Here is a 12,222-nt window from a genome sequence, read left to right as displayed (position 1 = left end):
CTACCGGTGGACGCTTCCCTTGCCCGGTGTCTCCCGGATGCGGTCCGCCGGGACGTCACCCTCATGAGCGCTCATGCCCTTCGCCGCGGCCTGCGTGATGTTGCGGGCCATGCCGCCGAAGACGATCGCGTGGAAGGGCGACACGCTCCACCAGTAGGCGTGTCCGAACAGGCCGCGCGGATGGAACAGCGCGCGCTGGCGGTAGGCGGTGCGGCCGTCCTCGTCCGTCTCCGCGTACATCTCCAGCCAGGCGAGTCCCGGCAGCCGCATCTCGGCGCGCAGCCGCAGCAGACGGCCGGTCTCGATCTCCTCGACCCGCCAGAAGTCGAGCGAGTCGCCGGCCCGCAGCCGTTCGGCGTCGCGCCGCCCGCGGCGCAGCCCCACGCCGCCCACGAAGCGGTCCATCCAGCCCCGTACGGCCCAGGCGAGCGGGAAGGAGTACCAGCCGTTGTCGCCGCCGATGCCCTCGATGACCCGCCACAGCGACGCCCTCGGCGCGTCCACCGTCAGCCGCCGCTCGTCCTCGTAGAGGCTGCCGCCCGCCCAGTCGGGGTCGGTGGGCAGCGGGTCGCTCGGCGCGCCGGGCACCGACGCCGAGGACCACCGGGTGGCGACGTCGGCGTCCCGGACCCGTCGCAGCGCCAGGGCCAGCGCCTCGTCGAACGGCAGCGGCTGTCCGGGGCCGTCGGGCACGTAGCGGGCGATGTCGTGCTCGTAGCAGACCACCTCGTGGCGCAGCGACTCGGTGAGCGGCCGGGCGATGGACGCGGGCACGGGCGTCACGATGCCCACCCAGTGGCTGGACAACCGGGGCGTCAGCACCGGGACGGGCACGATGACCCGGTTCCGCAGACCGGCGACCGTGGCGTAACGGCTCATCATGTCGCGGTAGGTGATGATGTCCGGCCCGCCGATGTCGAACGCGCGGTTGACGTCCTCGGGCATCCGGGCACTGCCCACCAGGTAGCGCAGCACGTCGCGGACGCCGATCGGCTGGATGCGGGTGTGCACCCAGCTCGGTGTCACCATGACGGGCAGCCGCTCGGTGAGGTACCGCAGCATCTCGAAGGACGCCGAGCCCGACCCGATGATCACGGCGGCCCGCAGCACCGTGGCCGGCACCGGCCCGTCCAGCAGGATCCGCCCCACCTCGGCCCGTGAGCGCAGATGCGGCGACAGCTCCCGCTCCGGCACGTCCGGGGGCGTCAGGCCGCCGAGGTAGACGATCCGCCGCACCCCTGCCGCCCGCGCCTCCTCCGCGAAGATCCGCGCCGCGCGCCGGTCCGTCTCCTCGAAGCGGGAGCCGGTGCCGAGCGCGTGCACCAGGTAGTAGGCCACGTCGACGCCGGCCATCGCGTCGGCGACCGAGCCCGCGTCGGTGACGTCGCCCTGCACGACCTCGGCGTCCGGCGCCCAGGGGTGGTCGCGCAGCTTGGCGGGCGTCCGGGCCAGGCAGCGTACCCGGTGACCGGCGGCGATCAGCTGCGGTACGAGCCGCCCGCCGATGTAGCCGCTGGCGCCGGTCACCAGACAGCGCAGCGGGGCCGCCCCGTCCCGGCCGTCCGCGTGCCCCGCGGCCACCCTGTCCGTACCGCCCGTACCGCCGGTGCCGTCCGTACCGCCCGTGCCGTTGGTGCTCACCCGTTGCCTCCCGTGTCGTGACCTCCGCCGCTCGGACGATTCAACGACGTGCACAGCGGCTTCGCCCGGCGGGCCCGCGACGGATGCGCCCCGGCCGATCCGTGCCCTGGACGGACGCGTTCCGGCGGTTCCGCGCCCTCGACGGACGCGCCCGGCCGTTGCGCGCCCCGGACGGACGCGTTCCGGCCGTTCCGTGCCCGGCCGTGTCCGGGACGGGTGACCGCAGAGGCCGGGTCCATGCCTCCCGGAAGGACGATTCCCGGCCACGGGGCCGATCCGGCCGGTGCCCCGGGGAGCGGTGCCGGACGATCCGAACACCTGACAAGCGGGTCGGCAACGCGTGTGGCATGCCACCTGTTGGAGTGACGCCGTTCGTGATCGTTCGTTGACAGGGGCAGCCGGGAACCGCCCGCACAGCGAGCAACGAGCCGAGGACACATGCCGATTCAGCCCGCACCGCCGTCGCCGACCGCCGGATCAGGCCAGGAGGCGGAGACCGTACTCGTCGAGCACTACGGGCGGCTCGTCCGCATCGCCTACCTCGTCCTGCCACCGCGGACCGGAGGCCACGGGCGGGTGCTCGCCGCCCACCGGGTCGTCCAGCGCTCCCTGCCGCGTGCCGGGGCCGGGGACGACGGCTACACCGGCATCCGCGCGCGGGTCCTCGACGCGGCCCTGCGGGCCGACCGCCGCCGTCTGCCGCGTGCCGCGCTGCCCCTCGTCCTCGGGCTGCGGCTGTCCCCGAGCGTCGGGGGCGCGGACGGTCTGAGCGCCGCACAGGCCCTCGCCGGACTGCCCGCCCCCGCGCGCGCCGCGCTCGCCCTCTCCGTGGTCGACCGGCTGCCGGACCAGGAGATCACCGCCGCCCTGGCCGGGGCCGGGGTGCCGGACCCGGCGGCGGCCCTGCGCGCCGCCGCCGGCGTGCGGCAGACGCTGGACGGAGCGGCGGAGTCGGTGCTGCGGACCGCCGAGTTCGATCCCGGCCGAGTGCTGCTCCACCCCACCGACCTGCTGCGCCGCCGCACCCGCCGCCGGATCGCCACCGCGTCGGCCGCCACCCTGCTCGCCGTCACGGCCGTGCTCGTCACGGGCGCCTACGGCGGCGGCACGGAGCAGCGCGGCGCGAGCGGGCCGCCGGGAGTCGCCGCCGCCGCGGCCGCCCTGGACCCGGCCGGACTGCGGTCCGCCCCCGCCGAGCGGTGGGCCGACACCGCCCGCGTCGACTTCTCCGTGTGGCCCGCGCGGGGCGAGCGGCGCGCGGACCGCGCCCTGCTCGGCCGCGCCCTGCGGGCCTGGGGCGGCGCGGGCTCCGCCGTACGGGTCACCCCGTCCGCCGGCACCGGGAGCGAACCGCCGGCCGCGCCCCCGTCGCTGCTCTTCGCCGGCGACGTGGACGGGGCCGCGGTCGTCCTGCTGCACGACGGGCTCCGCGTCGCCCGCTACGCGGAACCGCTGAACGGCGGCGGCTCCGCCGTGCTCGACCTGGCACGCACCGACCGCGCGGACGTGACCACCGCGGCGGCCGTCGTGGTCAGCAGGACCCCGGACGGCACCCGCTACCTCCTCGCCCCCTGGATCGCCGAGGCCGGCACCCGGGACCTGCTGCGCCCCGCGGACCCCACCCGGCGGCTCGCCACGCCCGGCGGACTCACCCCGCGCCTGGCCAACCCCGCCGCCGGCGGCTGCGCCGCCTGGCCCGTGCTCAGCCTGCGCTCCTCCGCCCGGATCGTCGAGCAGCACTCCTTCCTCCTCACCGACCTCGGCGAACTGACCCCCGTCCACCTCACCCACACACCCGCCCCCGGCGCGGGCGCCCCCGCGCGCCAGCCGAGGGAGGCCACCGGCCCGTCCGGGCTCGCCGCCTGGGCGCGCACCGCGTGCACCCTCGGCGGTCTGCGGGGGCAGGGCGTCCGCGCGGTCAACGACTGGGCCTACGCCCGGCAGCCGCTGCCGGAGCGGGCCGGCACCGCCACCTGGGTGTGCACCCGGGCGGACACCTGGGCCGGCGCGGGCCATGTCACCGTGTGGTTCCAGCCCCCGGGCACCGGCCCCGGCTCACCCGGCACCGCGGCGGCCGGCGCGCGCGACACCGCCGCGTGCAGCCGCTTCGGCCAGCACGTGGTCGCGGGCACCAAGTGGCGTGCGCCGGACGGCACCTGGTGGGTCGTCGCCGCGGGCAGCCGGGCCACCGCCCGCCTCTCGGTGGCCGGCGGCGGTGCGGACGGCCCGACGGCGGCGGTGCGGGTCTCCCGCGCCACCCCGGTGAAGGTGACGGCCTTCCACGCCGACGGCTCCCCGTTCACCCCACCCGGCGCGCCCACCGACTGACCCCGCCGACTGACCCCGCCCCCGGCCCCGCCCCGGCCCCCGGCTCTGTGCTCCGGGCTCCGGGCTCCGGGCTCCGGGCTTCGGGTGAGGCTTAGGGGGAGGTCGAGGCTCAAGGTGAGCCTGAGGGTGAGGGTGCGGGGCCGGCCCGGCGGCCGCGGCGTCGGCCCGTGCCGGGGAGCAGGTCGTCGTCCCGCCGCGGGTACATCGCGTCGATGTCCGCGGCGTGCACCCGGGCGATCTCCTGGCGGCGCAGCTTCAGACTCGGCGTCACCAGGCCGCTGTCCACCGTGAACTCGCGGGGCAGGATCCGGAACGCGCGGATCGACTCGGCCCGTGACACCCGGGTGTTGGCCCGCGACACCGCCCGCTGGATCTGGGCGCGCAGATCGTCGTCCCCGGCCAGTGCCGTGATGTCCGCCGTGCCCTTGCCCCGCAGCCGGCGCCAGTGGTCGAGCGCCTCCGGGTCCAGGGTGATCAGCGCGGCGATGTACGGGCGGTCGTCGCCGACGACCAGGCACTGGGAGACCAGCGGATGGTGACGGAGCTGGTCCTCCAGCACCGTCGGCGACACGCTCTTGCCGCCGCTGGTGATGATCACGTCCTTCTTGCGGCCCGTGATCACCAGGTACCCCTCGTCGTCGAGCAGCCCGAGGTCGCCGGTGGCGAACCAGCCGCCGCGCAGCGCCGCGGCCGTCGCCTCCCGGTTGCCGAGGTACCCGGCGAAGACCGTCTCGCCCCTGACCCACACCTCGCCGTCGGCCCCGATGCGCACCTCGCTGCCCGGCATCGGCCGGCCCACCGTCCCGAACCGGACCGCCCCCGGAGGCTGCGCGGTGACCGCGCCCGCGGTCTCCGTCAGTCCGTATCCGTCGTAGACGGTGATCCCGGCGCCCGCGTAGAACAGGCCCAGCTCGCGGCGGAGCGTGGACGCGCCGGAGACCGCGTTGCGCACCTGGCCGCCGAACACGGCCCGCAGCCTGCGGTAGACGAGCCGGTCGTAGACGGCGTGCCGTGCCCGCAGCGCCGGGCTCGGGCCCCGGCCGCTGCCGCGGGAGAGGCGCTCCTCCGCCTCCGCGTAACGCATCGCCACATCGGCGGCCTTGTCGAACACCTGGGCCCGGCCCGTCTCCTCGGCGGCCCGGCGCGCCGTGTGGAAGACCTTCTCGAAGATGTACGGCACCGCGAAGACGAACGTCGGCCGGAACGACGCCAGCGCCGGGAGCAGCTGCTGCGGACCGATGTCGGGCTGGAGCCCGAGCCGGATCCCGCCGCGCAGGCAGCAGACGGCCACCATCAGCCCGTAGACGTGCGCGACGGGCAGGAAGTTGAGGATCGACGGCGCCGCGCCCGGCTCCGCGACGAGGACGCCCCACCCGTCGAGCAGGGTGTCGGCCTCGGCGGCCAGATTGCCGTGGGTGACGAGACAGCCCTTGGGGGTGCCGGTCGTGCCCGAGGTGTAGCAGACGACGGCGACCTGCCGCGGCTGCACGGCGGCCCGGTGCCGGTGGATCTCCTCGTCGGGTACGCCGAGGCCGTCGTCGGCGAGCGTCGACAGGCAGTCGCGGTCCATCTGCCAGAGTGCCGTCAGCGTGCTCGCCGTGCCGCCGGCCGCCGCCACGGTCATCGCGTGGTGCTCGTGCTCCACGACGACGGCGCGGACCTGCGCGTCCTGGAGGATCCAGCGCACCTGCTCGGAGGAGGAGGTGGGGTAGACGGGCACGACCTCGGCGCCGATGTGCCAGAGGGCGTAGGCCAGGACGGCCCACTCGTAGCGGGTGCGGGACATCAGCGCCACCCGGTCGCCGAAGCGCAGCCCGTTGGCCAGCAGCCCTTTCGCCACGTCCATCACCTGGTCGCGGAACTCGGCCGCGGTGACCGGCCGCCAGGCGTCCCGGTGTGCCGGATCGCGGCGCGAGAGCTGCGCCAGCGAGGGATCGCGGTCGGCGGTCTCGTGGACCGAATCGGCCAGGCCCCCCGCCCGCAGCGGGCGGGAACCGCGCGGCAGGCCGCGTACCTCCATGTGACCTCCCCTTCACACCGAGTCCGGATTCTGCACGCATCAGGGCCGGTAACGGAAGAGATCGCGCCAACCATGCCCAAGGCGTGATGGGGCGAACTCCCGCCGTCCTGCTCCGCGACGGCGCCTCGCAGTCGGATTTCGGCCAGCGCGACCGCCCCGCGACCCTTGCGCACGGCATGACGGACGGTGGGGCACAGGGCAAGGAATGTTCCGCCCGAAAGGGATGCCGCGCGCACAAAGCGGCCAACCTGCCGTTCGTTGCCACAAAGCAGGTACTTACGGGTCACATGGGTGCGATGATCGAGCGGGCGGCAGGGGCGGCAGGGTGCGTTCCTGCCCCCTTCCCCGCCGGCCCGTGCGCGCGGCGCTCGCCACGGCACCCGGGAGCGGCAGATGATGTGCTCGTCCCGCGCGGGCCTGTCCGCCCGCGCGGCCTCCCGCTCCCGGGGAGCCTCAGGGGCGCGCCAGTCCCCAGGTCTGGAGCACGAACGGACGCCCCTTCTCCGTACCGGTGATGAGCGGGACGTCGAGCCGGGTGAAGCCGGCCCTGCCGGCCACCGCGACACTGGCGTCGTTCTCGGCCTCCAGCTCCAGGATCACCTGCTCCGCGCCGAGTTCCCCGAAGGCGTAGCCCGCCATGACGCGCACCGCCCGCGCGGCGAGGCCCCGGCCCCGGTGCGCCGGGCCGACGGCGTAGCCGAGTTCGGTGCCCTCGGGGGCCCGCCGGAGCATCACCTCGCCGAGCGGGGCGCCGCCGTCGACGGTGATCGCGAGGAGTATCGCCGTGCCGTCCGCCCGCAGCCGGCGGCTCCGCTCCAGCCGGGCGCCGGCGGCCTCCGCGTCGAAGGGGGAGACGATCGGCGTCCAGTACGCGATGTCCGGGTGGTCGAAGAGCGCGGGCATCGCGTCGAGGTCGGACTCCGTCCAGTCGCGCAGGACGAGGCCCTCCCCGGTGATCTCCAGGTGCTCGGGGAAGGGCGATGCGGCGGCGCTCATGGTCGAAACCCTCTTCTGCCAGGTCCGGGACGGGACGGGGCAGGATATCCGGGCACCCCCGCGGGCCCGCCGCCCGGGCCCCGCCCTGCCGCTGCCATGCTTCCGCCGGGCCGCCGTCGCGCCCCTGCCCGCGCTCCGCCCGGGGCGCACCGCCCGCGCGTTTCCCGCATCGGCCCCGCCGTCCCGCCGTGAACCGGCCCGTCCGGCGAGCGCACCCGCCCGCCCGGCGGCTGCGCGCCCGTCCCGCAAGGGGCGCCGACGCCCGGGCCGTTGACATGACGGGTACGCGTCAGGATGCTGTGAAGCCCGATTGCATCGATGTAAATCCCCACCTCCCCCCACCAGTGACGCCGCGCGGACGCCCTGCGCCGCCCGGCGTCCCTCCGCCCGCCAGCGGGCGGAGGCCGACCATGGAGCGGCCCGTGAAACCGACCCGCACCCTCGTCCGTACCGCAGTCCTCGCGCTCGCCGGCACCTTCGCCGCCGTCCTGTCCGTGTCGTCCGCCGAGCCCGTCGTCGCGGACCAGACCTCCCTCAGGGCGGCCGATCCCAGCGTGCTGCGCGTCGGCGGCACCTACATCTCCGTCCAGTCGACCGGCGGCGGGATCGCCGTGCGCCAGGCGTCGTCGACCGCCGCCCTGGCCTCGGCGCCCGCCCGCCAGGTCTGGTCGGACACGAGGGGCCTGGGGGAGGTGTGGGCGCCGGAGATCGTCCGCGACGGCGGCCGGTACTACATCTACTTCGCGGCCGGGCGGGGAGCCGCCCACCGGATGTACGTCATCCACTCGGGCTCCCCGGACACCGGCTACACGGCCGAGTCGAAGCTGGCCCTCCCGGACGACAAGTGGGCCATCGACGGCACGCTGTTCACCTTCAACGGGCAGCGCTGGTTCGTCTGGTCCGGCTGGGCCGGCGACACCAACGTGGAGCAGAACCTCTACATCGCCCGCATGAGCAGCCCGACGACCCCGACCGGCGCGCGGTACGTCATCTCGCAGCCGCGGGAGAGCTGGGAGCGGGTGGTGGGCAACCCGTTCATCAACGAGGGCCCCGAGCCGATCAAGGACCCGAACGGGCAGCTCCACATCGTGTACTCGGCCAACGGGAGCTGGAGCGAGCAGTACTGCCTCGCCGATCTGCGGCTGCGCGCGGGCGGCGATCCGACCCATGTCTGGGACTGGTACAAGTCCAACGGCTGCCTGTTCGGCTCCAACCGCGCCACCATGATGCGGGGTTGGGACCCGACGCTGCACGTCAACGGCCCCGGTCACCACACCTTCGTCCTGCTGGACGGGGACATCGCCACGAGCCCGCCCGCCGGTCCGACGTTCCCCTCGATGTTCCACGCGGTCCCGAAGGGCACCCCGTACGCCTGGGAGAACCGCTACTGGTACACCGGCTCGTTCACCTGGTGGGGGAACACCACCTACAGCCGGGCGAACGTCCCCGGCCCCAACAACGACACCGGCTGGAGCCTGAAGTTCTTCGAGTAGCCCCACGCGTTCTCCGGGCGGGCCCCTGACCTCCCGCCCGCTGCCGCCCCCGTGCTGACGTTCACTCATGTGAACGTCAGCACGGGGGCGGTGCTCGTTCGTGGCCTGGTCCAGACCTTGACGCGCTCATGGCGCATGGCTACCTTCCTGGAAACCTCGCGTATTCATGTCAGCGAGCGTTGTTCACCTACGTGAACGCCCTTCGTGGCGCCTTCGGTAGCCTTCGGCAGAAAGGCACATCCCCCCATGCGCAGCAGAGTCCTGAAGCCCGTCCTTCTCGCGGCGGCCGGCGTCCTGACAGCGGGTGTCCTCGCCTCACCCGTCTCGGCCGGCCAGAACGCCCCCGCCCCCACCGCCCCCACCGCCCCGTCCGCCGCCGTCCCCGCGGCGCAGGCGGCGCCCGCCGTGTTCACCCACCCCGGGGTGGGCGTCAGCCGCGCCCAACTCGACACCGTGCGGGCCCGGGTCAACGCGGGCACCGCGCCCCAGGCCGCCGCCTGGAACCAGATGATGCGCTCGCGCTACGCCTCCCTCGGGTACACCCCCCACCCCCGCGCCGTCGTCGAATGCGGCTCCTACTCCAACCCGAACAACGGCTGCACCGACGAGCGCGAGGACGCGATCGCCGCCTGGACCCACGCCCTGGCCTGGTACGTCACCCGCGACAACGCCCATGCCGCCAAGGCGATCCAGATCATGGACGCCTGGTCGGCCACCGTCCGGGACCACACCAACAGCAACGCACCGCTCCAGACCGCCTGGGCGGCCTCCACCTGGCCCAAGGCCGCCGAGATCATCAAGCACGCCTACGGGAACTGGCCCGAATCCGGGCGCTTCGCCACCATGCTGCGCACCGTCTACTACCCGGAGATCCAGAACGGCTCCAACTCCAACGGCAACTGGGAGCTGAGCATGACCCAGGCCCTCGTCGGCATGGGCGTCTTCCTGGACGACAAGGCCGTCTACGACCGCGGGGTCTCCCTCTTCCGCAACCGCGTCCCCGCCTTCGTCTACCTGACCTCCGACGGGTCCCTGCCCCGCACGAAGCCCGGCGACGGCCGCGACACCCGCGACGAGATCATCGCCTACTGGCACGGCCAGACCACCTTCGTGAACGGCCTCAGCCAGGAGACCTGCCGGGACTTCACCCACACCGGCTACGGCATCGCCGCCATGGCCCAGGTCGCCGAGACCTCCCGCATCCAGGGCCAGGACCTCTACCCGGAGTTCGGCGAACGCATCCGGCACGCCCTCGGCCTCCACGCCACCTACGAACTCACGACACCGCCCTCCTGGCTGTGCGGCGGCACCGTGAAGCGGGGACTGGGCCCGGTCAGCGAGGTCGGCTGGAACGCGCTGCACAACCGCCTCGGACACCCCATGACCAACACCGAGAACTACACCCTCGCCCGGCGGCCCCTGGGCACCGACAACCTCTTCGTCGCCTGGGAGACCCTGACCCACGGCGACAACCCGTCCTGAGCCGGGGCGGTCCGTCCTAGCCCGCCCCCGCGGGGAGATCCTCGTCCAGGCGGCTCAGTGCCTCCATCGCCTCGCGCTCCACCCGCGCGAGGTCGGCGAGGAGGGCGCCCGCCCGCTCCAGGCACCGCTCGTCACCGGTCGCGCCGGCCTCGTCGATCAGCTCCGCCGTCCGGGTCCACAGCTCCGCGGCCTCCGTGTACAGGGCGAGGCCGGTGCGCAGCCGGCGGCTCTCCAGCAGTCCGGCGCACTCGGCGAGGAAGTCCCGGTAGAGATTGCGGAACAGCGCCCCGCCGGTGCCGCCCCGCTCCATCAGCAGCGCGGCCCTGCGCAGGTCCCGGCCCGGGTCGTCGGTGCGCCGGTGCCAGGTGCGCACCAGTCGGCCCGCCTTCTCGATGCCCCGGTGGCCGAGGTTGGCGATGGGCGGGTGGAGAAAGGCGTCGGCGCAGGCGGTGACGGCGGGCACGATCCGGTCGCGCGGCGCGGGCGCGTCCCCGGGCACGGTGAGGGTGAACGACCGGTGCCGGGCCGTCATCGGCCCCCGCGCCGCCCGCGCCTCGGCGAGGCTCGCCAGACCGGTGGTCACCGCTCCGCCCTGCTGGGCGGTGTCCACCAGGTACGCCGTCCGGTCGTCGTACCCGTACACCGCGACCACATGGCCGCCGAAGCGCACCCTGGTGGTGAAGTACTCCAGGTGGTAGCTGTCCAGCTGGAGCCCGACGGGCCGGCCGGCGTCCAGCGGAGCGGTCATGTTCTCCCAGGCGCGGCGGGGCGAGGCGGTCTCCCGGACGTCGAGCTCCAGCCCGAGCCGCGCGGCCAGGTTCCGGGTGAGCTCGAACGGCTTCACCCGCCCGCCGAGGAAGGGGAAGTCCATGTTCCTGGCGTCCCAGTAGACGAACGACAGACCGGAACCGAGCCCGAAGAGCATGGGCTCCGACAGCTCCAGACCCTCGTGGCGCAGCAGCACGTTCAACGCCGTCGTCTCGCAGTGGGCCAGTCCGCGGGTGTCGGCGCCCCGCACCGTGGTCATGCCGTGACCCCCTCCACGGGAGGACGGGCCGGTTCCTCGTCCGGCCCCACCGTATACGCCTCGCGTACGGCCCCGGGACACGGAGTGTGCCGTCCCGCGCGCCGGATGTGCGTCTTCGCGCCCCCGCCGGGGGATGGCCCCGGCGGGCCACCGAGCCCGAGCATGAGCAGCCGGGCCGCGGCCTTCGGCGCGGGGTGTCCGCGGGCACCGCGGACCCACGGCAGGGGTGGGTCCGCGGTGCGGTGGCTTTCGCGGTGCGGCGGTACAGGCGCGGTGTGTTCCCGCGCGGTCGGTTCACGGGACGGTGGGGGGAAATCCGATGGTGCGACGCTGGCTGATCACAGGCTGCTCCTCCGGGCTGGGGGAGGCGCTGGCCACGGCGGTGGCCCGGTCCGGTGACGTGGCGGTCGTCACCGCCCGCCGGAGCGCCGACCTGGAGCGGACGGCCGGCGCGTGGCCCGGCCTGCTCCACCCCGTCCCCCTGGAACTGCGGGACGCCGCCGGGTGCGAGGACGCCGTGCGCACCGCCGTCGAGCGGATGGGCGGCATCGACGTGCTGGTGAACAACGCGGGAGCCGGCCTGTTCGGCGCGGCCGAGGAGGTCACCGACGCAGAGGTGCGCGACCAGCTGGAGACCCTGGTCGTCGGCCCCTGGCGGCTGGCCCGCCTGGTCCTGCCGCTGATGCGGGCGCAGGGGCACGGGCACATCGTCAACGTCTCCTCCCTCGCGGGCCGGATGGCGTTCCCCGGGCTCAGCGCGTACGTCGCGGGCAAGTACGCGCTGGAGGGCATGAGTCAGGCGATGGCCGCCGAGGTGGCCCCGCTGGGCATCCGCGTCACCGTCGTCGAACCGGGCGGCTTCGCCACCCGCTACGGCACCGCGCTCGCGGAGTCGGCCCGCCGCCTGCCCGCGTACGCCGCCTCGACCGCCGCGACGCTCGACGGCGTCCGCGGCATGGCGGACGACGACGCCACGGGACGGCCGGGGGACTTCGCCGCCCAGGTGCTCGCCGTCGTCGCCGCCGACGGGCCCACCCCGCTGCGCGTCCCCGTCGGGGACGACGCCTACGCCTACCTCGACATAGTGGAGCAGGCGTCCCGTGAGGAACTCGCCGCCGCCCGCGCCCTCACCGCAGGCTGCGTGCCGCCCGCCCCGCTGCCGTCACCGGCGGTGTGACGGCAGACGCGCACCGCGCGCCCCCGGCAGTGTGACGGCCCCGCGCACCGCGTGCCAC

General features: G+C 74.8%; 8 protein-coding genes. 4 read left to right on the top strand and 4 right to left on the bottom strand.

The window, feature by feature from the left end; translation table 11 throughout:
* Positions 1 to 1,581: an SDR family oxidoreductase gene (locus JE024_RS01085; RefSeq protein ID WP_205376289.1), complete on the bottom strand. Its 1,581-nt coding sequence runs from the start codon at positions 1,579 to 1,581 to the stop codon at positions 1 to 3.
* 498 nt (positions 1,582 to 2,079) lie between these two features.
* Between JE024_RS01085 and JE024_RS01080 the strand changes: the two genes are divergently transcribed.
* On the top strand, positions 2,080 to 3,969 hold the full coding sequence (locus JE024_RS01080) for a hypothetical protein (RefSeq protein ID WP_205371750.1): 1,890 nt from the start codon (positions 2,080 to 2,082) through the stop codon (positions 3,967 to 3,969).
* A gap of 109 nt (positions 3,970 to 4,078) precedes the next feature.
* On the opposite strand, the gene JE024_RS01075 is transcribed toward JE024_RS01080, so the two are convergent.
* Together JE024_RS01075 and JE024_RS01070 are read right to left on the bottom strand one after the other, a co-directional pair.
* The gene (locus JE024_RS01075) at positions 4,079 to 5,989 is read right to left on the bottom strand and encodes an AMP-dependent synthetase/ligase (protein ID WP_205371749.1); all 1,911 of its coding nucleotides are present in this window, start codon (positions 5,987 to 5,989) and stop codon (positions 4,079 to 4,081) included.
* A 453-nt stretch (positions 5,990 to 6,442) separates the two neighbouring features.
* A complete protein-coding gene (locus JE024_RS01070; RefSeq protein ID WP_205371748.1) occupies positions 6,443 to 6,985 on the bottom strand; it encodes a GNAT family N-acetyltransferase in 543 nt (180 codons plus the stop codon).
* A 410-nt stretch (positions 6,986 to 7,395) separates the two neighbouring features.
* Here JE024_RS01070 and JE024_RS01065 point away from each other — a divergent pair, with 410 nt between their 5' ends.
* Positions 7,396 to 8,478 carry a glycoside hydrolase family 43 protein gene (locus tag JE024_RS01065; protein ID WP_205371747.1) on the top strand — a complete coding sequence of 361 codons (1,083 nt, stop codon included), beginning with the start codon at positions 7,396 to 7,398 and terminating at the stop codon, positions 8,476 to 8,478.
* Between the two features lie 246 nt (positions 8,479 to 8,724).
* Positions 8,725 to 9,960: an alginate lyase family protein gene (locus JE024_RS01060; RefSeq protein ID WP_205371746.1), complete on the top strand. Its 1,236-nt coding sequence runs from the start codon at positions 8,725 to 8,727 to the stop codon at positions 9,958 to 9,960.
* Positions 9,961 to 9,976: 16 nt separating this feature from the next.
* Here JE024_RS01060 and JE024_RS01055 read toward each other — a convergent pair whose 3' ends face one another.
* Positions 9,977 to 10,987, bottom strand: a complete 1,011-nt coding sequence (locus tag JE024_RS01055; protein ID WP_205371745.1) for a BtrH N-terminal domain-containing protein — start codon at positions 10,985 to 10,987, stop codon at positions 9,977 to 9,979.
* Between the two features lie 319 nt (positions 10,988 to 11,306).
* On the opposite strand from JE024_RS01055, the gene JE024_RS01050 reads away from it, so the two are divergent.
* Complete coding sequence (locus JE024_RS01050) at positions 11,307 to 12,164, top strand: SDR family oxidoreductase (protein ID WP_205371744.1); 858 nt, start codon at positions 11,307 to 11,309, stop codon at positions 12,162 to 12,164.
* The last annotated feature ends 58 nt before the right edge of the window (positions 12,165 to 12,222 follow it).

Source organism: Streptomyces zhihengii, assembly GCF_016919245.1.
Classification (GTDB): Bacteria; Actinomycetota; Actinomycetes; order Streptomycetales; family Streptomycetaceae; genus Streptomyces; species Streptomyces zhihengii.
Note: the sequence above shows the minus strand (reverse complement) of the source record. Positions and strands in the feature narration are given on the sequence as shown.

Coding starts and splice junctions, on each gene's coding strand:
- JE024_RS01080 (WP_205371750.1), top strand. CDS start 2,080: ATGCCGATTCAGCCCGCACCGCCGTCGCCGACCGCCGGATCAGGCCAG.
- JE024_RS01075 (WP_205371749.1), bottom strand. CDS start 5,989: ATGGAGGTACGCGGCCTGCCGCGCGGTTCCCGCCCGCTGCGGGCGGGG.
- JE024_RS01070 (WP_205371748.1), bottom strand. CDS start 6,985: ATGAGCGCCGCCGCATCGCCCTTCCCCGAGCACCTGGAGATCACCGGG.
- JE024_RS01065 (WP_205371747.1), top strand. CDS start 7,396: ATGGAGCGGCCCGTGAAACCGACCCGCACCCTCGTCCGTACCGCAGTC.
- JE024_RS01060 (WP_205371746.1), top strand. CDS start 8,725: ATGCGCAGCAGAGTCCTGAAGCCCGTCCTTCTCGCGGCGGCCGGCGTC.
- JE024_RS01055 (WP_205371745.1), bottom strand. CDS start 10,987: ATGACCACGGTGCGGGGCGCCGACACCCGCGGACTGGCCCACTGCGAG.
- JE024_RS01050 (WP_205371744.1), top strand. CDS start 11,307: ATGGTGCGACGCTGGCTGATCACAGGCTGCTCCTCCGGGCTGGGGGAG.